Source organism: Pseudomonas sp. TR47 (assembly GCF_044143025.1).
GTDB classification, from domain to species: Bacteria; Pseudomonadota; Gammaproteobacteria; order Pseudomonadales; family Pseudomonadaceae; genus Aquipseudomonas; species Aquipseudomonas putida_E.
The window spans coordinates 234,927-256,872 of sequence record NZ_JBHFCS010000005.1; the positions used below are offsets into that span (position 1 = coordinate 234,927).

Sequence of the window (21,946 nt, forward strand, 5' to 3'; positions counted from 1 at the left end):
GCACTGAAGGTTAACGCTGCCTGTTCTTGGCGATCTCGATATCGTCCATCAGCGCTCTGGCCAATAGGCTAAAAGCCATGAAGGAGATCGTACCCGGTCCACCCAGCCGTAAACCCATCGCTACTCAATTCTCCAAACAGGCCAATGCTGAAGCATTTGGTTTCAGGTTCAGAAATGTCTTAAAGCTGCCAGTGCTTCTTCGACAACCCGAAGCAAAACCTCTTCGCTGAACGGTTTACCAAGGCATGCCAAGGCCCCGTTGCGCATAGAGGCCTCCACCGCCAAATCATCCCAATGCGCCGACATACAGATCACCGGCAACCGCCAACCCAGCCGCGCCATCTCCCGCTGAACCTCAAGGCCGCTCAACCCAGGCATCTTCAGATCCAACAGCACACAGCCGGCCATCGGTGCCAGGTCAGATGCCAGCAGCTCTTCACCTGAGGCGAACAGCAACGTGGCAACCCCGGTCGAACGCAACAGGTTGGCCAGGCTTTTTCGCACTGAAGCATCGTCATCAACGATACACACCGCACTGTTCATGCCGGGCCCTGGCCCTCGACACGCGATTCGATGACGTGGTGCATGGCTACCAGTTCGACCAGTGAGCGGGACTGCATCTTGTTCATGATGTTCTTCTTGTGGACCTTGGTCGTCACCTCACTGGTGCCGATCTGCTTGGCAATCTGTTTGTGCGAAAGGCCATCGACCACCAACGAGAACACCTGGCGCTCACGCTGGGTAAGGCGCTGGTATTTCTCCTTCACCTGCCGCGCTTGATGCCATTTGCGACCTTGCACCAGGGCACGTGCGCGCGCAGCGTCGAGTACCGCCAGCAACTGGTCTTCGTCAAAGGGCTTGGTCAGAAACTCCACCGCACCTGCGCGCATGGCTTGCACCGTCAGGGGGATGGTGCCGTAACCGGTCATGAAGATGATCGGCCAGGGCAGGTCGAGACGACGCAGCACATCCTGAACCTCCAGCCCGCTGGCCTCCGGTAGGTTCATGTCCAGCAACAGGCACGCGTAGGGCGTTTCGACCTGGCCTTCGAACAATTCTTCGGCCGAGGCATACAACCGATGCGCGATATCCTGCGAACGGAACAGCCGCGCCAGAGCCTTGCGCACCGACGGGTCGTCATCCACCACGAGCACCGGTACGCTCGCACTGTCGCCCATAGGCACGAGGGCCTCTGGCGCATCCTTCAAGGGCGATCTACCCAGCGCAGTGCATGGCAGATCGAGGACAACGTCGACAGCCAGCCGGTAGCCGCGGCGTGGTACCGTCTGGATCAGACCCGGGGCGCCAAAGGCTTTGCGCAGCAAAGAGATCTGCACCTGCAGGTTGTTGTCTTCAACCACCGTGCCCGCCCAGACCTGGCTGAACAGCTCGTCCTTGCCGACCACGCGGCCCTTGGCCTTGATCAAAGTGGCCAGTACCTCGAACGCGCGCCCACCCAATGGGACCGGCTTGCCGTCGACAAAGGCTTCTCGCCGCTCCAACGATACTTGGGCATTGCCTAATCGGATCATGGGCTTCTCTCGCGGGCACGGGCGGTTGCGCGGCCTTGTGCAATCTAGGCCAGCGGGCGCGATGTAACAATTATCCCGAGGGATAGGTTGGCCTTAGGACTATACAAGCGCGCGCCGCTGCACCGGGGCTCATAACGGTCAAGATGGTGCCCATTCCTGCCAAGCGGCCTGCATGCACCAAGCGCAAGGGTTTCGCTGCGTATACTCGCGCCTCTGGATGTCGCCAAGCAGGGGGTGATGGATGCTCGATGAACGCCTTGTGCAAAGGCCCGTCGATTACGCTCAGTCTATCGACGACGGCTGGTTGAGCCGGTGTGACATCACGCAACTGGACCAGGAAGGTGACCTCACCTACTTCCGCCTGCACGACCCCGTCACACGCCTGGCCTGGCTCGCCGTGCGCGCCCCGGTCGAAGCTCCAGCCGCCTGCCAATGCCTGGAGCGCGACTACCGTCTGCACCTTGACCCTGAGTGGGCGGTTCTCCCTTCGGCCTTTCTGCGCTCCGCCGAAGGCCCATTGCTGGTATACCCGGCCGGCCGTTCGATCGCTGACCTCATCGCCCAAGGCCCTGCGGCGCTTGCGCCCTTTCTCCGCGTTGCGGTAAACGCTGCGCGGGCCCTGGCGCAGGCACATGAGCACAATGTGCTGCATGGAGCCTTGCAACCGAAACACATCTGCATCGGGCAAGCGCTACGTGTTCGGCTTGGTTGCTTTCGCGCCGACACTCAAGTGCAGGGCAGCGCACAGCAAATGCCGATCGGCAACTGGTCCTATCTGGCACCAGAGCAGCTCTGCGCCCATGGCACCAGCCGCGATCAGCGCAGCGACATCTATGCCTTGGGCGCGATCCTCTACCAGTTGCTGCTGGGCGAGCTGCCCTTGAGCGGGCGCGACACACTGCACTGGCGCCAACTGCACGCCGGCGTGCAACCGCGGGCAGCCAACGAAGTCGACGCCAGGGTGCCGCTGGCGCTCAGCGACATCCTGGCCAAAGCGCTGGCCAAAGAGCCTGAAGCCCGCTACCAGAGCGCACGTGCCCTGGCCATCGACCTTGACCACTGTCAACGGCAGTGGGCCGCCTCACAGGCCATCGAAGGCTTTGAACCGGGCAGCGCGGACGGTATCGCGCCCAGCCGCGAACGCCTGTACGGTCGAGATGCCGAACAGAAGGTGATCGCTCTGCTGATGAAAGCCTTGCGCCGTGACAGCACACCGCAAGCGCTGTTCGTCAGTGGTGCCACCGGCATGGGCAAGTCACGCCTGGTCGAAACGGCGCTGAAGGCCGGCGCCGACGGTTACTGGGCCATCGGGAAATGCAACAGCCTCGAACAGGCAGTGCCCTACGCGCCCTGGATCGAAATTCTGCAGTCGCTGGCCACGCAATTGCTGGCGAAAAACAGCCAAGACCTCGAAACGCTGCGCCGCGAGATCCTGCGCCGGCTAAAAGGCCGCGGCCGACTGCTGGGCAAGCTGGCTCCAGACCTCAACCTGATCATCGGCCCACTGCCCGAACTGCCGGAAAAACCTACGCGGTCGGCACTGCAGAAGGAGCTACGGGCCATCGTCGAGTTCCTCCACGTGTTCAGCCGGCCCGGCCACCCGCTGGCGCTATTCCTGGATGACATGCAGTGGGCTGACGATGGCACACAGCACTTGCTGGCGGAGCTGTTCGCCAAGCCGCCGGGTAACCTTTTGCTGATTTTCGCCCGGCGCAACGATGCGCACCCCAGCAGCAATGCCTTCACGCCTGCTGCCGCTGTGCGCAGTACCACCTTGAACCTGCGCCCGCTTACCGTGAGCGCAGTGACAGAGCTTATTGGCGAGCGATACCACGTGCAGCAGGAGGCGGCTTTGGAGGTTGCGCAGCTGGTGCACGACAAGACCGCGGGCAACCCGTTTTTCATCAACCAGATTCTCACTGCGATGGTCGAGGATGGGCTGTTTACGTTCGACACCCAAGCCATGCGCTGGTCATGGTCACTGGAAGCGGTGGCGCGCCACCGTTATGCCGATAACGTCGCCGACCTGATGGTCCAACGCATGGCCCGCCTCCCCGCAGTCCAGCGCGATGTGCTGCGCATTGCCAGCGCCGTGGGCAACCGCTGCGATGAGCGGTTGCTAGAGCGCATCCTGGCGCTGCCTGCAGGGCTACCCGCCGAATCGCTCAAAGCACTGACTGCCGCAGGCTTCCTTCTGCCTGGGCAGAGGGGCCTTGGTTTCGCCCATGACCGTGTGCAGGACGCCGCCTACGAACTCACGCCGATGCGTGAACGGGCACAGTTGCATGCGCGGATCGCGCAGGCCATGCAGCTTACATGGCAAGACGATCTGCAAGATGCCGTCTTCGATATCGCCAACCAGCTACAACGCGCCAGCCCGAAAGCGTTCGAAACGAATGACTGCGAGGCCTTCCTGCCATTGCTGCACGAGGCCGCCCTGCGTGCGCGCGACAGTGGTGCCGTTGACCAGGCGGCCGCCTACCTGCACACCGCCGACCATGTGCTACGCGTCAGCGCGACACCCTCAGCCCATGCCGAACACGCCTTCAGCATCGCCTGCATGGCAGCGGAGTGCGACATGCAGCTGTCACGCATGCCGCAGGTTGAGGCCCGCCTCGCCGATTGCCAGAACCGGGCGAGAACGGCCCTTGACCAGGCACGGGTATGCAGGCTGCAGGCACGCCTGCATACCTTGCGCTGCGACTACCAAGCGGCCATCAGCGCAGCGGTCTACGGCCTTGAGCTACTGGGCATCACACTGGACCGCGGAAGCAATCAGGCCCAGGTCGAGGCCAGCTTTGCCCATGTGCAGGCCCTGATCGAGCGCAAAGGCCGCCACTGCCTGGAGTCACTGCCGCGTTGCAATGCGCAGGAAGTGACGGTTGCCGTGGGCCTGCTGGCGACCCTTTCATCATCTTTTTTCGTCCAGGACGATATCTGTTTCCTGCACTTGGCCAAGCTCATGGAACTGTCCTTGAGCCAAGGTGTTGCGCCAGGCAGCACGTATGGGCTCGCCTGGTACGGCGTGATGATCGCCGAGCGCTTCGGTGCCTACCACGATGGGCATGCCTGCTGCCTGGCGGCGCTGAAACTGATCGAGCGTCACGGCTTCGAGGCAGACCTGACCAGCGCGCTGCTTGCCCTGGACCAGGTCAGCGCCTGGACCGCACCCATGGAATTCGCCCGGCGCACTGCCCTGGAGGCTATTGATTCAGGCCGCCTGAGCGGCGACCTGGCAATGAGTTGCTATGCCAGCAATCACTTGGTCTCGGACTCGCTGTTCATGGGGCGCTACCTGCCGGAAGTAGCCGATGAGGTGGCACAGGGCCTGGCCACCGTGCGCAGGTACAGCTACAGCGACATTGAACATATCCTGTTGGCCCAGCAAGCATTCGTCGCCGACCTGTGTGGCAACGCCTTCTCAGGCTCGACCGTAGGGGTGAAATCACGAACGACTCTGTTCTTCAAACACCTGTTCAGCGGCATGTCGGCCTTCTATCTGGGCAACATCAAGCAGGCCATATATAGCCTCGCCTGTGCTGGCGAGCATGCCTGGGCGGCACCCGCGCACATCAACCTGGCGGACTACCACCTGTTTCATGGCCTGGCTCTGGGCAGCCCGGAAGCACCTGGCAGCCTTGCCAGTAAACTGGCCGCGCTGCAGGCAGTGCGCGTGCGCTTTGCCAGCTGGGCCAACTTCAACCCGGTTACCTTCCGCAACAAGCTGCTGTTGATAGAAGGGGTCATCGCCAAACTCAATGGCGACGGCATGGCCGCCATCCGCTGCTTCGATCAGGCGCAGATCGCCGCCACTGCGGCCGGTTTCATTCATGAACAGGCTCTGGCTCATGAACAACTGGCCGAGGTGTGCATCCCCAACGGGTTGATCTCTGGGGCCAACCTGCACCTGCGCATCGCCCGCGACTGTTTTCATATCTGGGGCGCGACCGGCAAAGTACGCCAACTCGAGACACTGCACCCGTTCCTGCGTACCCAGCCGGTACAGGAAACCCACCGTTCTTCCAGCCAGGCGCGGCTGGACCTGGAAGCGGGTATAGAAGCTGCACGGGCGCTATCCGAAGAGGTGTTGCTCGAAGGCCTCATCGAGACGCTTATGGGCCACCTGACCCAGCACTCCGGTGCCGATCACGGCGCACTGCTGATCGTCAGTGGCGCCGAGTTCCAGATGGCTGCCCTGGCCTATATCGATGATGTCGGCCTGCATGTGCGCATGGACAACTGCCAGAAATTCCTCACCCAGGCCCCGCTGTCGATCATCAACGCCACCATGCGCACCAAGAAACCGCTGGTGCTCAACGATGCCCTGAGCGAATGCCCGGAAGCCTTCCGCCAGGAGCTGCAGGCGCGTAATGCGCGCTCGGTACTGTGCCTGCCACTGGTTATTCAGGGTGTGCTGATCGGCCTGGTCTACCTGGAGAACCGCCTGGTGCCGAACCTGTTCGGCGGCCAGCGCCTGGCCATGCTGGAGATCCTGGCATCACAAGCGGCGGTGTCGCTGCAGACAGCAAAGTTCTATACCCGCCTGGCGGAAGACAACCAGACTCGCGCACAGATGGAAGCCGAACTGCGCCGTTCACGTGCGCAGCTTGCCAGCAGTGCGCACCAGCAGGTGATGAACGAGCTTTCGGCATCCATCGCCCACGAAATCAGCCAGCCGCTTCTGGGTATCGCCTCCAATGCCGCAGCCAGCCTGCGCTGGCTCAAGCGCGAAACGCCCGATCTGAAGGAAGCCATTGCCGGCCTTGAAGACATTCGCAACGACAGCGAGCGCGCAGCCAACATCGTGCGGGCACTGCGTTCGCTGGCCAAACAAACGCCGATGCAACTCAAGACGGTGAAGCTGGACGAACTGATTCTGGAAGTAGTGCGGCTGACCTCTGGCGATGCCGGCAAATGCAAGGTGGATGTGCAGACCCGGCTGCATGCAGCGGTAAGCGTGATGGCTGACCCGGTGCAGTTGCAGCAGTTGGTGTTCAACCTCATCACCAATGCGCTGGAGGCGCTGGCGGGCTATCGCAGTGATGGGCGGCTGCAGATTTCATCCGAGGTGCTGGCAGACAAAGTAGAGATCTGCGTCGACGATAACGGCCCGGGTATCGCTCCAGAGGAGCGGGATCAGGTATTCGGGGCGTTCTACACGACCAAGAGCGGCGGTTTGGGGATGGGCCTGGCGATCTGCAATTCGGTGGTACAGGCCCATGGAGGGCAGTTGCAGGCGCAGGTTTCGGCGCTTGGAGGGTGCAGGATTCGGCTTACCATCCCGGTGCAGCAGGTCTGAATTCTGCTGTCTGCACCGGCTTGCAGGCGATTGGGCCGCATAGCGGCCCTTGATTCACATCAACGCGCGCTCAACGCCGCATAGCTGTTCATCAGGTTGCGGTAGTTTGGAATGCGCTGTGACAGCAGGTTGCCCAGCCCTTCGATATCGTTGCGCCAGTCACGGTGCAGCTCACAGGCCACCGAGAACCAGTTCATCATCTGCGCGCCCGCCTCGGTCATGCGCACCCACGCTGCCTGCTGCACGGTTTGATTGAAGGTGCCCGATGCATCTGTCACCACGAAAACCTCGAAACCCTCGGCCAGTGCCGACAGGGTCGGGAACGCCACGCACACATCGGTAACCACACCGGCAATGATCAGTTGCTTGCGGCCGGTGGCCTTGATTGCCTTGACGAAGTCCTCGTTGTCCCAGGCATTGATCTGGCCAGGGCGGGCGATGTACGGCGCGTCCGGGAACATCTCTTTGAGTTCAGGCACCAGCGGACCGTTAGGACCTTGTTCGAAGCTAGTGGTGAGAATGGTCGGCAGCCCGAAGAACTTGGCAAGGTCGCCCAGCGCCAGAACGTTGTTCTTGAATTCATTTGGCGAGAAGTCCTGCACCAGTGAGATAAGGCCGGTCTGGTGGTCGACCAGCAACACCACGGCGTCGTCTTTGTTCAGGCGCTTGTAATCTGGTTGGCTCATTGGGGTAACTCCTTGGGTGGGGAAAATGGCCTCGGTACTGTCCCGAGGGCTTATACCTGTGGATAAAACCGTCTTAAGGATGTGCGTCGATGCGCACTGCCCGGCGCCAGGCCTTGGGCGGTTGGCCGACCAAGCGGCTGAAGGCGCGAGTGAAATGGGCCTGGTCACAAAAACCGCACTCCAGGCTCACATGGGTGATAGGCGCCTCGGTGGCCAACAGGCGCTTGGCCTTCTCCATCCGCGCCAGCAGTCGCCAGGCCTGGGGCGAAAGGCCGGTGTTGACCTTGAAGGCGCGGGAGAAATGGCTACGGGTGAGGTTGCACACCCCTGCGATCTCAATGATCGACAGCGAGCTGCGCAGCATCAGTTCCTTGGCCTGGCGTAACCGCGCGGGGGTCAGGGCACCGGGGGAATGAGGGTTGTCTTCGGGCGTGCCAGGGTTCATGGCGACTCTCCTGTTCAATGCAGGAAGTCTCGCCCTCGGGACATGACAAAGTCCTGAGCCAAACCTGAATACTTCTTAATTGTGCACTGCTGGCCCCGATGCCCTGCCGATAACTTAAAATGCACTCCGAATTCAGCTTCAGGCCGCACAAGCGGCCAGCATTCAAGGCGTAAGAGGTATGCAGGAAAATCCCGCTCATCGCACCGTGGTCATGGTGCTGTTCAACGATGTGCTGTTGCTGGATGTCACGGGGCCCATGGACGCCTTCGCCATCGCCAACCGGTTCTTGCCCGAAGACAGGCGCTACCGGCTGATCACCGTGGCCGAAAGCCAAAGTGCCATTCGGGGCTCCTGTGGCCTGAAGGTCATGGCAGACCTGCGCCTGGAAGACCTACCGGGCAACGTCGACCTGCTACTGGTGCCCGGCGGGCCAGGAGCCTATGACGTCGCCCTGCCCACGCTGGAGCGCTGGCTTGGGCACGCCGTGCACAGTGCCAAACGCTTCGGCGCCATCTGCACCGGAGTGTTTCTGCTCGGGCGGGCCGGGCTGCTGGGCGGCTATCGCTGTACCACCCACTGGAATTATGTGGAGCGCCTGGCCCGCGCATTCCCCGAGGCGAAAGTCGAGACCGAGCAGATCTATGTGGTCGACCGTGGCCTGATCACTTCAGGTGGTATCACCGCAGGTATCGACCTGGCGTTGGCCGTCGTCGCAGAAGATCACGGCAAGGCGCTGGCCCTGGAAGTGGCCAAGGTGCTACTGGTGGCCCGTCATCGCCAGGGCGGGCAGACGCCCTATAGTCCGCTGCTGGCAGCGGTGCCAAGGGACGGCTCGGTAACAGCACGGGTACAAGCGTATGTCGTCGACCATATCGACCAGGCTTTTACCGTGCAGAAGATGGCCGATCTGGTGGCGATGAGTGGGCGCAATTTCGCGCGTACCTTTCAGCGCGAGGTGGGCATCACGCCGTTGCAGTACCTGCAGAACGCGCGGATCGACCAGGCACGCAAACTGCTCGAAGGCAGCGACCGGCCGTTAAAAGTGGTGGCGGCGCAATGTGGCTTTGGCAGCGACCGGCATATGCGCAAAGTGTTCTGCGAGCGGATAGGGATGACGCCGGCGCAGTATCGGGCGCAGTTTGGCGGCATTTGAGCTGATAGATCTCTGTTGCCCGCAAAGAGGCCAGGCAAGACTGTCACACTTGGTGGGACAATGTTTCTCCTCTCCGGCAGATTGTCTTAGGCACCGGCAATCCCCAGAATTGCCCGCCACACTGTTCTAACGCTGCCCCGGCAGCTCATGGAGTTCGAGCCAATGCCACACGAAGGCAGCCTTCTGCAAACCGCGGTGATCTTCCTGCTCGCCGCCGTCCTCGCCGTCCCCCTGGCCAAACGCCTGCAACTGGGCGCCGTTATCGGCTACCTGCTGGCTGGCGTGGCCATCGGCCCACAGGCCCTGGGCCTGATCCGCGACACCGAAAGCGTGGCGCACATTTCCGAACTGGGCGTGGTCTTGCTGTTGTTCATCATAGGCCTGGAACTGTCGCCCAAGCGCCTGTGGCTGATGCGTAAGTCAGTGTTCGGCGTCGGTACTGCACAGGTGCTGCTGACCGGCGCACTCATCGGCGCCATCGCCCTGTTCGGCTTCGGCCAGTCACTCTCTGCCGCCATCGTGGTCGGCCTTGGCCTGGCCCTGTCGTCCACCGCATTGGGCCTGCAGAGCCTGGCCGAGAGCAAGCAGCTCAACGCCCCGCATGGCCGCCTGGCATTCGCCATCTTGCTGTTCCAGGACATCGCCGCGATCCCGCTGATTGCCCTGGTGCCACTGCTGGCCGCCAGCGGCCAGGACACCAGCGACGGTGACAGCCTGCAAAATGGCCTGAACGTCTTCGCCAGCATCGCTGTGGTGATCATCGGCGGGCGCTACCTGCTGCGCCCGGTGTTCCGCATCGTGGCCCGCACCGGCCTACCGGAAGTGTCCACCGCCACCGCGCTGCTGGTAGTGATCGGCACCGCCTGGCTGATGGAGGAAGCAGGCATTTCCATGGCCCTGGGCGCCTTCCTCGCGGGCCTGCTGCTCGCCGACTCGGAATACCGGCATGAGCTGGAATCGCAGATCGAACCGTTCAAAGGCCTGCTGCTGGGGCTGTTTTTCATGAGTGTCGGCATGGGCGCAAACCTGAGCCTGCTGCTGGAAATGCCGCTGGTGCTGCTGGGCCTGACACTGTTGTTGGTGACGGTCAAACTGGTACTGCTGATCGGCATCGGCCGTCTGGCCGGTGGCCTGCACAGCGCCAGCGCACTGCGCCTGGGGATGGTACTGGCCACCGGTGGTGAGTTCGCCTTCGTGGTGTTCAAGCTGGGCAAGGATCAGGGCCTGTTCGACACCCAGACCTACGACCTGCTGCTGATGACCATCACCCTGTCGATGGCCATCACCCCGCTGCTGATGCTCGGCTGCGCCCGCGCCCTCAAGCGCACGCAACCTGCGCGCGAAGTACCCGAGCAATACAAGGCCATCGATGCCGGTGCCCCGCGCGTGGTGATTGTCGGCATGGGCCGCATGGGGCAGATCGTCTCGCGGATCCTGCGGGCGCAGAAAATCCCCTTCGTCGCCCTGGAAACCTCGGTGGACGCCATCGAGATGACCCGCATGCTCGAACAGGCCCCGGTGTTCTACGGCGACCCGCAGCGCCCCGAGGTGCTGCATGCAGCCAAGGTCGGCGAGGCGGAGTATTTCGTCATCACCATCGACGACCCGGAAGTGACTACACGCACCGCAGAACGGGTCAAGCGCCTATACCCTCACCTTAAAGTGCTGGCCCGCGCGCGTAACCGCCAGCATGTGCACAAGCTGGTGGACGTGGGCGCAGAGCCGATTCGCGAGACGTTCTATTCGAGCCTGGAAATGACCCGCCGGGCGCTGGTCGGGTTGGGGCTGAGCAGTGAACAGGCGGCGGACCGCATCGAGCGGTTTGCCCAGCATGACGAGGAAGTGCTGGAGGCGCAGGGGCAGGTGCGTGATGACCGGGCCAAGGTGATGCAGACGGCCAAGGAAGCGCGGGTGGAGTTGGAGCGATTGTTTGATTCGGATGCGGATTAAGCTTCAGGCAAATTTCCGGATTGGCCAGCCTGTTCTCAAGGGCAACTGATTTCGCGCTCCGGCAAAAGCGATAGACTGCGAAAATTGCCCTTAGCGTTCCGCCTGGAGAACGATCATTGGAAGACCTCAACTCCCTCTACTACTTCACCCAAGTGGTCGAGCACGGCGGCTTCGCCCCGGCCGGGCGGGCGCTGGACATGCCCAAGTCGAAACTCAGCCGCCGCATCGCCGACCTTGAGGAACGCCTGGGCGTGCGCCTGCTGCACCGCACCAGCCGGCACTGTTCGCTCACCGAGATCGGCCAGGCCTACTACAACCGTTGCCTGGCCATGCGCGTAGAGGCCGAGGGCGCGGCAGAAATCATCGAGCGCAACCGCAGCGAACCGCGCGGGCTGGTGCGCATCAGCTGCCCGACTACCCTGCTCAACTCCTGGGTCGGGCCAATGCTTACCCGCTACATGCTCAAGTATCCGCAGGTAGAGCTGTTCATCGAGAGCACCAACCGCCGCGTCGACCTGCTGCACGAAGGCTTCGACGTGGCGCTGCGCGTGCGCTTCCCGCCGCTGGAAAACACCGACATGGTGATGAAAGTACTGAGCAACAGCACCCAGTGCCTGGTGGGGCACCCGCAGTATCTGGAGCACTTGCCCAAGGGCTTCGACCCGCAGTTGCTCGGCACGCTGCCCAGCGTGCATTGGGGGAGCGCCCAGCGCGAGTACCAGTGGGAGCTGTTCCAGGGCGAGGACATGAGCCGCAGCATCGTGATCCCGCACACTCCGCGCATGGTCACCGATGACCTGTTTGCCCTGCGCCATTTCGTGGTGGCCGGAGTTGGTATCGCGCACCTGCCGCGGGTGGCGGTGCGCGAAGACCTGGCCGAAGGCCGTTTGGTGGAGCTGTTGCCGCAGTGGCACCCTCGCTGTGGCATCGTGCATGCCATCTTCCCTTCGCGGCGTGGGTTGCTGCCGTCGGTGCGGTCGCTGATCGATCACCTGGCGGAGGAATTCGCGATCAGCGACATGGCCTGAGTCAGTACAGGCCCTATCGCAGGCTTGCCGGCGACAGGGCCATCTAAACCAGCACACCCTTACAAGACCCTGTTCTACGCTTCCCGCACAGTCCCGGATCATCCACCCCGGAGCCCCCATGATCCGCGCCACTCACGGACCAGGCCGCGCCCTGCTCGCCACCCTCGCCCTCTGCCCCGCGCTCAGTCAGGCAGAAGACCCCGGCTGGTCGCTGCTCAGCCGCAACTATTTTCTGCACAGCGACTTCCGCTCGCCTTCCGGCAGCGGCCAGAACTACCGCCAGGAATGGGCCCAAGGTTTCATCGGCGAGATTCGCTCCGGTTTCACCGAAGGCCCTGTCGGTGTAGGCATCGACGCACATGGTTTCCTTGGCCTCAAGCTCGACGGTGGCCGAGGCCATGCCGGCACCGGCCTGCTGCCACGTGACAGCGACGGCCGCGCCGCGTCCGACTATTCCAGCGCCGGCGCCGCCCTGAAGTTCCGCCTGGGCAACACGCAATTGCGCTACGGCGAATTGATGGTGCAAACCCCGGTGTTCGACACCGGCGACAAACGCCTGCATCCGGAATACGCCACCGGCTGGCTGCTGGAGAACACCGACCTGCCCGACTGGCACCTGCAGGCTGGGCGCTTCACCGCGTTCAACAACCAAGACAACAGCTCGACCCATGACGACTTCAGCGGCTACGGCGCCACCACCCAAGGCCGAGCCATCAGCCTGGCCGGCGCCACTTTCGCGCCTGATGGGCCGTTCGGCGGCGCGCTGTACGCCGGGCAGTTGCAGGACACCTGGCGCCAGGCCTACCTCAACCTGAACCTGGCCGAGGGCAACTGGCGCCTGGACGGCAACCTGTACCAGACCCGCGACACCGGCAACGCCAGTGCCGGCGCCATCGACACCCTCGCCTACAGCCTTTCAGGCAAATACCGCTTCGGTGCTCAAGCCGTGACCCTGGCGTACCAGAAGATCGAGGGCGACACCCCGTTCGACTTCGTCGGCGGCGACTCCATCTACCTGGCAAACTCGATCAAATACGCCGACTTCAACGGCCCAGGCGAGCGCTCTTGGCAACTGCGCTACGACCTCAATTTCGCCACCCTCAGCGTGCCCGGTCTTAGCCTGATGGCGCGTTATGTAAGTGGTAGCGCGATCGATGGCTCGCATGCTCCGGCGGGCGGTGCCTACACGGGCCAGCAGGGTCAAGGTGGGCGCCACTGGGAACGCGACATCGACCTCAAGTATGTGGTGCAGTCCGGCGCCGCCAAGGACCTCAGCCTGTCGTTCTCACACGTCAGCCACCGCGCCAACGAGGCACAGGCAGGCGACGACATTGACCGCATCTACCTGATCATCGAATACCCACTCAAAGGCAGCTTCTGACCTGAGCACCTCTTCTGCGGGAGTTTTCAGACCAAGGCTTTAGCCGTAAGACATTTCTGAACTTGAAAGCAAATGCTTCAGCATCGACCTGCTTGGGAATTATCCTACGAGCGCTGCTGAAGTATCGCTGTTGTCGGGGAAATGCCTCAGGGATAACGTTTTCGGGTCGCTCAGGCGACCGGGTGTGAGAACCTGAAAGGTAGATTTTTGGCAGCACCACTATGGTGGCCGTACGTGGGCGGGCTTTCGCCCGGCCGAGTTTTTGCCAATTTCTCCTCGGTTTTCTCACCCCACGTATGGCTGCCACCCACAATCTGTGAGAAAGATTCGAGTGGTAGTTCCCTTTCTTGAGAAATGGAATTACATCATGAAGAAGATTGTTCCTGATCCACCCAGCCGTAAACCCGTCACTACCCCATTCTTCACCGTCCAGTCCGACATGTACCCGCCCGACGCCCTGGCCCACGCCAGCGAGCTGTTGCGCGGCGTCATCGAAACCATCGACGAACACTGCCGCGCCCGCGCAGGCGAACCTGGCCTGAACATGCTGAGCAATGCCATGCATGCCAGCGAGATCGCCCATTCGCTGGTCGAGCACGTGCACGCTCGGCTGTTTGGCCAACGGACCGAGGAGTGAAGCCATGGCAGACGAACCCAAGGTCCTGACCACCGTTGGCGTGGCGACCTTCCTCGATGTGGGTAACCCGCCGACTGATCTGCTGCGTGTGCAACCCGGCATTCCGATTGACGATGCCTACGAGCAGGTGTCCGTGCTGCTCAGCTACATCAAGCACCTGGTGCGTGAAGGCGACATGGAGGATGACCACAAGCTACTGGCGGCAGCCGACTATCTGAGCCTGTTGGCCAAAGCGCTGATGGACGATATCGAGATCGCCAAGAACAGACAGCGTTGATACCCGTCAGGTAAGCGATTGGAGGCCGCTTTGCGGCTCATCGCCGGCAAGCCAGCTCCTACAGGCCCTGTGGGAGTCGGCTTGCCGGCGATGGGCTGCGTAGCAGCCCTGATAACTAACTGACTGGCATTACCGCAGAGCGCCCTTTCTTACATCAGCTCAAAACGCAAAGCACGAACACCCCAAGGCTCCCCAGAAGCCCTGGAAGTCATTCACCGGCACACTCGAATGCCGCGCCTTTTCATGGCTGTGCGCATGCACCCCGCAAGGCCCGCTGCACTGGTGCACCGCTGCAGCCAGTGATGGCGTACCCACGCGCCAGTGCCCCGGCACCTTGGCCACCGGCGACCACTCCGGCAGCACCGGCACCTGTGGCGGGCCAAGCCTGTCGAATTCGCCAGCGCCGTACACCACCTTGCCGTCAACGATAGTCAGTACCGACTCGATGCCCTTGATCGCCTCTTCATCAACGCTGAAGAAATCCAGCGACAGGGCCGCCAGGTCCGCCAGCTGGCCAACCTTGATCTGGCCTTTCTTGCCCTGCTCGCTGGAGAACCAGGCGCTGCCCTGGGTGAACAATTGCAGTGCGGTGTCGCGGCTCAGGCCTTCCGGGTACAGCTCCATACCGCCTACGGTCTTGCCGCTGACCAACCAGTACAGCGAAGTCCACGGGTTGTAGCTGGAGACCCGGGTGGCGTCGGTACCGGCGCCCACAGGCACACCCATTTCGAGCATGCGCTTGATCGGCGGGGTCTGCTCGGCGGCTTTCGCACCATAGCGATCGACGAAGTACTCACCCTGGAAGGCCATACGGTCCTGGATGGCAATACCACCGCCCAACGCACGCACGCGCTCGATGTTCTGCGGGGTAATGGTCTCGGCGTGGTCGAAGAACCATGGCAGCCCGTTGAAAGGGATGTCGCGGTTGACCTTCTCGAACACGTCGAGCATGCGCGTGATCGATTCGTTGTACGTAGCGTGCAGGCGGAACGGCCAGCGCTGCTCGACCAGGTGGCGCACCACCGGCTCCAGCTCTTCTTCCATGGTTTGCGGCAGGTCCGGGCGCGGTTCGAGGAAGTCCTCGAAGTCGGCTGCGGAGAACACCAGCATCTCACCGGCGCCGTTATGGCGCAGGAAGTCGGTGCCGCTGTGCAGCTTGACGCTGGAGGTCCACTTCCTGAAGTCGTCCAGCTCTTCCTTGGGCTTTTGGGTGAACAGGTTGTAGGCGATGCGCACGGTCAGCTGGTTATTGTCGGCCAGCTCCTGAATCACCGAGTAGTCGTCAGGGAAGTTCTGGTAGCCGCCGCCTGCGTCAATGGCGCTGGTCAGGCCCAGGCGGTTGAGCTCACGCATGAACTGGCGGGTCGAGTTGACCTGGTATTCCAGCGGCAGCTTCGGCCCTTTGGCCAAGGTTGCGTAAAGGATCATCGCGTTGGGGCGGGCGATGAGCATGCCGGTCGGGTTGCCGAACTTGTCGCGCTGAATTTCACCGCCCGGCGGGTTTGGCGTGTCCTTGCTGTAGCCCACGGCCTTGAGCGCGGCGCGGTTGAGCAGTGCGCGGTCGTACAGGTGCAGCAGGAACACCGGGGTATCGGGCGCAGCCTGGTTGATTTCTTCCAGGGTGGGCATGCGTTTTTCGGCGAACTGGAATTCGTTCCAGCCACCGACCACGCGCACCCATTGCGGGGTTGGCGTACGCGCCGCCTGGTCCTTGAGCATGCGCAGGGCATCGGCCACCGACGGCACACCTTCCCAGCGCAGTTCAAGGTTGTAGTTCAGGCCGCCGCGGATCAGGTGCAGGTGCGAGTCGTTCAGGCCCGGGATAACCGTGCGCTGCTTCAGGTCGATGATCTGCGTGGCAGCACCCTTGTGGGCCATGGCCTCGGCGTCGTTGCCCACGGCAATGAAGCGGCCATCCTTGATGGCGACGGCGGTGGCTGTGGGCTTTTCACGGTCGACTGTATGCAGCTTGCCGTTGAACAGGATCAGGTCGGCGGTCATGGAACCTCCTTGGATGGAAGCGTGGGCGGAGCCGGCGGCGCCGGTGAAGGGCAATGCGGACCAGAGCGCGCCGGCGGCACCGAGCACGGTACTGGTGGCGAGGAACTGGCGACGGGTCTTGTCGTTGGGGGCCTGGGACATCTTCTTCTCCGTCTGGGTGCGGCGGTGGCTGGGGCAACTGCGGAGCATGCCGGTTCAAGCCTGGCCAGGGATTGCAGGGGTGTGCGGTGGGTTGATGAAGGTTAGCCCTGTTCACATTTTGTGCTGCCGGGGCCGGCGATGGGCCGCAACGCGGCCCCCGCTTATTCAGCGGCTCAGGAACGCCAACAGGTCTTCATTGAGCTGCTGCGCATGGGTCACTGCAAACCCGTGCGGCGCCCCGCTGTACACCTTCAGCTCAGCCCCGCGAATCAACTCCGCAGCCCGCTTGCCGGTGGTCTCGAACGGTACGATCTGATCGTCGTCACCGTGGATCACCAAGGTCGGCACATCGATCTTGGCCATGTCCGGGCGAAAGTCGGTTTCGGAGAACGCACTCACACAATCCAGCGTGCCCTTGATCGAAGCCATCAGGGCAATGTTCAGGGTCTGCGTCTGCACACCCTGAGACACCTGCTGCCCATGGTTCAGCCCATAGAACGGCGTGGCGAAATCGGCGATGAACTGCGCCCGATCCGCCCGCAGTCCAGCCTTGATGCCGTCAAATACCGAGGTATCGACACCGTCCGGGTTGTCGTCACGCCTGCCGAACACCGGCGTCACCGCGCCCAGCAGCACCAAGCCGGCAACGCGTTCGCTGCCGTGGCGGGCAATGTAGCGGCTGACATCGCCGCCACCCATGGAGAAGCCCACCAGGGTCACGTCGCGCAGGTCAAGGTGCTCGATCAGCTGGGCGATGTCGTCAGCGAACGTGTCGTAGTCATAACCGTTCCACGGCTGGCTCGAACGGCCGAAACCACGACGGTCGAAGGCAATGGCGCGGTAGCCGCGGCTAGCCAGGTACTCCATCTGCGAGTCCCACATGTCGGCATCCAACGGCCAGCCATGGCTGAACAACACGGGCTTGCCGGTGCCCCAGTCTTTGTAATAGATCGAAGTGCCATCGCGGGTAACGAGCGTAGTCATGTCGGTATCTCCTTGAAAGTGTCGAGGTCAAAAACTGATCAGCTGCGCAGCCAGTTGGCGCAGCGACGGGTTACCCACGGCATGATGAAAAACACCACGGGCAGGATGACGAACAGGTTGACGATCAGGTTGCCGGTGATCACCCCGCCCAGTTGTGGGAAGCGTGCGAAAAACGGCGCCAGCAGTTGCGGGATGATCATGGTCATCGGGCAGATCACCAGGTAGGTCAGCAGCGCCTGCTTCCAGCGCGGTGGTTGCGCGGAGGTAGTGCTGGGCGGTGTGAACCAGAACTCCGGGTCTTCGTGCACCTGGGTGTGGTCGCCGCCTTCGAGCAGCGGCAGTACTTCATTGACCAGCGTCTGGCGCTCGCTGGAGTTGACCCAGGCCTGCAGCAGGCTGGCCTCTGCGAAGCGCACCACGGTGGTGAAGTGCAGCCCGCCGTCGTCCGGTCGGATCACATTGACATCCAGGTGCCCCGGCTGCTGCCGTGCGGTGCTGACCGTACGCTTGAGCCAAGCCTCGTAGCTGGCCAGCGCCTGGGCGCGGACCTTGTGCTGGATGACCAGGGTCACCACGTTGCGGTTGTCTTGGAGTGCGGTGTTCATCGGCGTTCCTTGGGATGAGCTTGCCCGCATCCACTGTGCAACAACGGACGGGCGGAGGATTGGATGGGTGTGCTGCCCTGCGCGGGCACCGCTGTCGGTGCCCGGGGCGGTCGGCTTACTTGCCGGCGTTGAAGGCGTTGTAGCTGGTCATCAGGTTGCGGTAATCCGGGATGTGGTTAGAGCACAGCGCCGCCAGGCCTTCAACGTCGTTGCGCCAGTCGCGGTGCAGCTCACATGCCACGCCGAACCAGGTCATCAGTTGTGCGCCAGCCTGGCTCATGCGGTCGTGGGCGGCGTCGCGGGTCATGGCATTGAAGGTGCCGGAGGCATCGGTCACCACGAACACCTCGAACTCTTCTTCCAGTGCCGACAGCGCCGGGAACGCCACACACACCTCGGTCACTACACCGGCGATGATCAGCTGCTTCTTGCCGGTGGCCTTCACTGCCTTGACGAAGTCTTCGTTGTCCCAGGCGTTGATCTGGCCAGGGCGGGCGATGTATGGGGCGTCCGGGAACAGTGCTTTGAGTTCTGGTACCAGCGGGCCGTTAGGGCCTTGTTCGAAGCTGGTGGTGAGGATGGTCGGCAGGTTGAAGAACTTGGCCAGGTCAGCCAGGGCCAGCACGTTGTTCTTGAACGCATCCGGCTCGATGTCACGGACCAGGGACAGCAGGCCAGCCTGGTGGTCGACCAGCAGAACGGCTGCGTCGTCTTTGTTCAGGCGGTTGTATTTGAAGTTGGTCATGGTCGTGCTCCTAAGGGTTTTGATGTTCAGTAAGTTGGGTGTTTCGCGTTGATGGGAGAAGATTAAAACCATCACCTTTGGAGCGGTAGATAGTGATTTTTGGCTTTAGCGTTCTATTTTGCGAACGATGATCTGGCCTTGGATTTGCCGGCACATTGAAGACGGGCAAGCTCTCGCAGGACTCCCCGAGAGCCGAAGGCGGAGAGTTTTCTCTAGTTTGCGTAGGACGTTTCCCAAAGCATCTTCAAGTGACCTCTAGGCCTATTGCGGGGTGCTAGCTTCCAGGTTTGCCTAGGACCTGGATATGAGTCGCATCAAGATGAATGGCAGAGGCCAAGCACTGGAGGGTGATCGCACCACGACGGGCGCTACCTGCCTTGCCAGCATCGGCAGCTTCCGCGTTGGTGGTCGCCGGGTACTGCGCGAAGGCGACATGACTACCCCTTGTCCGGCCTGCGACAAGAGCGGCACCATCGTGGAAGGGATGCCAGGGTTCGTGGTTGCTGGCCGGCTGGCCGCAATGGATGGAGCTCGAGTAGCCTGCGGTTGTCCGGATGGATGCCGGGTAATCGCGCCCTTGGGGGATTCCTCCCCGTCCAAGCCAACATCCGTGGCCAGGTCTGCTGAAGCAAGCCCAACACCACATGAAGCGGATTCACTGCCTACTCGCTTCAGACGAAATGTTGCAAGCTCCCCGGTGGATACCTTAGAGCCAGGTTTCTTCATCGTCCCGCGCTGCATGACCTACCAAGAAGTCCTGGTTGAACTCGGCGCTCCGCAGGCCAATCTGCCGCGCTCCCTCCTGGAGCGCCTGAATCCTACCTATCAACAGGGTTTCAAAGCGGGCGAACTATTCATCATTGGCGACGGCCTCAGCCGACCGGTCTGTACGCGCGAAGAGCTGCATGCGATGAGCGCGGCGAAACAGGCGCGGGAGGCGTTGGCAAGCCTGACGCCGGAAGAGGCGGATTTCATGATGAAGCATCAGGCAGAGATTGCCGGGTTGCTCAGTGAGGTGAGCCTCTCCGTCGGTGTGAGCGAGGCGATGATGGCCAAGACGCTGGATGACATAGGTCTCACATTGCGAAAGATTGAAGCGCTGCATCAGCAGCAATTTGCCAAGTACGGGCACCTACACAGTTCAGAGTTTTTCGCTGAACGCATGAAGTTGCTTAAGCAGTTAAATACACACCTCAAAGCGACCTTTCTGAACAAGCGGCTCAATCTTGGCAATTATGAAAGGCTGCGCCGGGACCTGGGCATCTCATCAAAAAGCCTGACTCACCACTGGAGCAAAACAGGGGCACCTGGCCAAATCCCCGGATATTCAACACATCTGGATAAATTGGCGAGCATCTCCAAGTACTTGAAGGCAGGGGGACGTGTAGGTATTGGCATTGGCGGTGTTGGTTCGGTAGTGAAGATTTCCGATGTGTGCCGAGCGGGGGATGCCAGGGCCTGCGAAAAAGTCAAAGTCACTGAGGCAGGGAATTTTTCGGGTGGGTTAGCCGGAGGCTGGGCTGGAGGCAAGGCAGCCGCTAGGGTTGCAGCAACGGTTTGCTGGATGGCCGGATCCCCTACCCGCACATTGATATGTGGGCTGGCAATCACTGGAACGGGGGCATATATCGGCAGCACCGAAGGGATGAGGACCGGTGAAAATATGGGAGATCTTATTTTCGAGACTTTCCAAGATGATTGATCACCTCGACTTCAAGTTGAAGCTATTTCTATTAGCCTCGCCGTTCTGCCTAGGCTTGGTCGGGCTTGCAATTGATCTGCGTATTGCCTGCTCCCGCGAATATAAAATAATGACTTCAGCGCTTCAGCGAAGCGATTGCCTTAACTTTGCGACCAGACTATGGGGAGAGCGAAGTATCAGCTCCAAAATATTCGTTATCTCCATGATATCAAGCGAACTCATGTCCCCCGCTTCCAGAATCCGCAGAGGCTCACTGGATGCCCAGGATTACTTGCAGTTCCCCAAACAGCTGAAAAGAAAAATAATCATTTCCGCCTGGCTAAACATCACGAGCTTCACTTGGCTAATATTAAATGGCTACATCATATAATCTGCAGAAGGCAAAGATGAATAAACCCGAGAACCCTGCACATTCACCTCACGCAAGCAGGCGCACAGAAAGCACGCAACTCAATATAATGTCCATATCAAAGCTCCTGATCATGGGCTGCTTATCCCTAGGCTTTTACTTTACCTACTGGAACTACCGCCACTGGCTTCTTATTCGGGGGCAGCACGGCTTCAGATTAATCCCTTTGTTATGCACGATTTTTGGTGGCTTTACCCTGTACTGGCTCATGAAAAATATCGTCGCTCGTAGCCGAGAAGCGAATGTAACGGTCGAGGGCACAGCGCTCAGTATCACATTGATGTGGTGGCTCCCCAGCCTGGCAATAATGGGATGGGGGCTCTGGATTTCCGAGCTTTACATTGGCAGCCTCCCTCTGTCGGTCGCGTATTTGACGCCAATCATGCTCGTCTTCACTAACTTGCTCTTCTCCACCATTGCCTTGATACAAATTCAACAGGCGGCCAATGCTTGCGGGGGAGAACCTTTGGGCTTGCAAAACTCCACTATCACGTGGGCCAATGTTCTCTGGGTAATCATCAGCTGGGTGCGGATCGCCGCTATCTCCGGCTACGTCGTCGCTTTCGACCCGCTCATGTACTTCATGAAGTACCTATCTTGAAACCCAAGGGCCCTCTCAGTGGCGGTGCTCCGACCTGTGAAGCAGGGTAATGCCTGCCTTCCCCCATTGCCTGCCCGCTCAAGCCGAAGGTAACGGTGAAGCCTCCACGCTGGAGGCGGTGGAATAAGAAGCCAGCGGCTTTGTCGCCGACAGTGGTGGCAAGACCGAGGTGCGCAACCGGGCCGGGGGAAGTGCTGGGAATCGAGGGCATCATCGGCGAGGTGCAGACGGCGTTGACCAAATTGCAACGGTTCCGGCGGCAAAGCCGGGAGTCTTTGTTACTGCAGAAACCGACCTTGATCAAGAAAGGTGGCTTCCTCAGCTGGTTGCACAGATAAACTGATTTCCCGCACGGCCTTATTTGTAGGAG

The 21,946-nt window shown here is 61.3% G+C and carries 17 protein-coding genes and 1 pseudogene; 10 read left to right on the forward strand and 8 right to left on the reverse strand.

The annotated features are described in order from the left end of the window. Positions 1 to 168 precede the first annotated feature (168 nt). Positions 169 to 543 carry a response regulator transcription factor gene (locus ACEWE8_RS08125; RefSeq protein ID WP_189339969.1) on the reverse strand — a complete coding sequence of 125 codons (375 nt, stop codon included), beginning with the start codon at positions 541 to 543 and terminating at the stop codon, positions 169 to 171. Further along, on the reverse strand, positions 540 to 1,532 hold the full coding sequence (locus tag ACEWE8_RS08130; protein WP_046786906.1) for a response regulator: 993 nt from the start codon (positions 1,530 to 1,532) through the stop codon (positions 540 to 542). The genes ACEWE8_RS08125 and ACEWE8_RS08130 overlap by 4 nt, the downstream gene beginning before the upstream one ends. Positions 1,533 to 1,773: 241 nt before the next feature. Here ACEWE8_RS08130 and ACEWE8_RS08135 point away from each other — a divergent pair, with 241 nt between their 5' ends. Continuing rightward, on the forward strand, positions 1,774 to 6,831 hold the full coding sequence (locus ACEWE8_RS08135; RefSeq protein WP_367904012.1) for an AAA family ATPase: 5,058 nt from the start codon (positions 1,774 to 1,776) through the stop codon (positions 6,829 to 6,831). Between the two features lie 59 nt (positions 6,832 to 6,890). Here ACEWE8_RS08135 and ycaC (ACEWE8_RS08140) read toward each other — a convergent pair whose 3' ends face one another. Together ycaC (ACEWE8_RS08140) and ACEWE8_RS08145 are read right to left on the reverse strand one after the other, a co-directional pair. Continuing rightward, a complete protein-coding gene (gene ycaC, locus ACEWE8_RS08140) occupies positions 6,891 to 7,517 on the reverse strand; it encodes an isochorismate family cysteine hydrolase YcaC (protein ID WP_012312177.1) in 627 nt (208 codons plus the stop codon). A gap of 73 nt (positions 7,518 to 7,590) precedes the next feature. Continuing rightward, the gene (locus tag ACEWE8_RS08145; RefSeq protein WP_046786905.1) at positions 7,591 to 7,962 is read right to left on the reverse strand and encodes an AraC family transcriptional regulator; all 372 of its coding nucleotides are present in this window, start codon (positions 7,960 to 7,962) and stop codon (positions 7,591 to 7,593) included. Between the two features lie 178 nt (positions 7,963 to 8,140). Between ACEWE8_RS08145 and ACEWE8_RS08150 the strand changes: the two genes are divergently transcribed. From ACEWE8_RS08150 to ACEWE8_RS08175, 6 genes are all read left to right on the forward strand, one after another. Next, positions 8,141 to 9,115, forward strand: coding sequence for a GlxA family transcriptional regulator (locus tag ACEWE8_RS08150; protein WP_046786904.1), 975 nt, complete (start codon positions 8,141 to 8,143; stop codon positions 9,113 to 9,115). A 162-nt stretch (positions 9,116 to 9,277) separates the two neighbouring features. Beyond that, entirely contained in the window at positions 9,278 to 11,065 is a 1,788-nt protein-coding gene (locus tag ACEWE8_RS08155) for a monovalent cation:proton antiporter-2 (CPA2) family protein (protein ID WP_046786903.1), read from the forward strand. Positions 11,066 to 11,181: 116 nt separating this feature from the next. Further along, complete coding sequence (locus tag ACEWE8_RS08160; RefSeq protein WP_046786902.1) at positions 11,182 to 12,093, forward strand: LysR substrate-binding domain-containing protein; 912 nt, start codon at positions 11,182 to 11,184, stop codon at positions 12,091 to 12,093. Positions 12,094 to 12,211: 118 nt separating this feature from the next. Further along, positions 12,212 to 13,474 carry an OprD family porin gene (locus tag ACEWE8_RS08165; protein ID WP_367904011.1) on the forward strand — a complete coding sequence of 421 codons (1,263 nt, stop codon included), beginning with the start codon at positions 12,212 to 12,214 and terminating at the stop codon, positions 13,472 to 13,474. Positions 13,475 to 13,841: 367 nt separating this feature from the next. Beyond that, positions 13,842 to 14,111 (forward strand): hypothetical protein, encoded by a 270-nt coding sequence (locus tag ACEWE8_RS08170; protein WP_039604233.1) that lies wholly within the window; start codon positions 13,842 to 13,844, stop codon positions 14,109 to 14,111. 4 nt (positions 14,112 to 14,115) lie between these two features. Then, entirely contained in the window at positions 14,116 to 14,388 is a 273-nt protein-coding gene (locus ACEWE8_RS08175; protein WP_046786901.1) for a DUF3077 domain-containing protein, read from the forward strand. Between the two features lie 159 nt (positions 14,389 to 14,547). Here the strand turns inward: ACEWE8_RS08175 and ACEWE8_RS08180 are convergent, their stop codons facing one another. The 4 genes from ACEWE8_RS08180 to ycaC (ACEWE8_RS08195) form a co-directional block, all read right to left on the reverse strand. Continuing rightward, entirely contained in the window at positions 14,548 to 16,389 is a 1,842-nt protein-coding gene (locus ACEWE8_RS08180; RefSeq protein ID WP_172655341.1) for an amidohydrolase, read from the reverse strand. Between the two features lie 306 nt (positions 16,390 to 16,695). Beyond that, positions 16,696 to 17,514 (reverse strand): alpha/beta fold hydrolase, encoded by an 819-nt coding sequence (locus ACEWE8_RS08185; RefSeq protein ID WP_046786899.1) that lies wholly within the window; start codon positions 17,512 to 17,514, stop codon positions 16,696 to 16,698. Positions 17,515 to 17,552: 38 nt separating this feature from the next. After that, entirely contained in the window at positions 17,553 to 18,119 is a 567-nt protein-coding gene (locus tag ACEWE8_RS08190; protein WP_080952143.1) for an antibiotic biosynthesis monooxygenase, read from the reverse strand. A gap of 115 nt (positions 18,120 to 18,234) precedes the next feature. Then, positions 18,235 to 18,864 (reverse strand): isochorismate family cysteine hydrolase YcaC, encoded by a 630-nt coding sequence (ycaC, locus tag ACEWE8_RS08195; RefSeq protein WP_012312166.1) that lies wholly within the window; start codon positions 18,862 to 18,864, stop codon positions 18,235 to 18,237. 304 nt (positions 18,865 to 19,168) lie between these two features. Here ycaC (ACEWE8_RS08195) and ACEWE8_RS08200 point away from each other — a divergent pair, with 304 nt between their 5' ends. From ACEWE8_RS08200 to ACEWE8_RS08210, 3 genes and pseudogenes are all read left to right on the forward strand, one after another. Next, the gene (locus ACEWE8_RS08200; RefSeq protein WP_046786897.1) at positions 19,169 to 20,566 is read left to right on the forward strand and encodes a PAAR domain-containing protein; all 1,398 of its coding nucleotides are present in this window, start codon (positions 19,169 to 19,171) and stop codon (positions 20,564 to 20,566) included. A 386-nt stretch (positions 20,567 to 20,952) separates the two neighbouring features. After that, a complete protein-coding gene (locus tag ACEWE8_RS08205; protein ID WP_080952142.1) occupies positions 20,953 to 21,576 on the forward strand; it encodes a hypothetical protein in 624 nt (207 codons plus the stop codon). Between the two features lie 179 nt (positions 21,577 to 21,755). Then, positions 21,756 to 21,914, forward strand: a pseudogene (locus ACEWE8_RS08210) (mechanosensitive ion channel protein MscS); the annotation flags it as partial. Positions 21,915 to 21,946 lie beyond the last annotated feature (32 nt).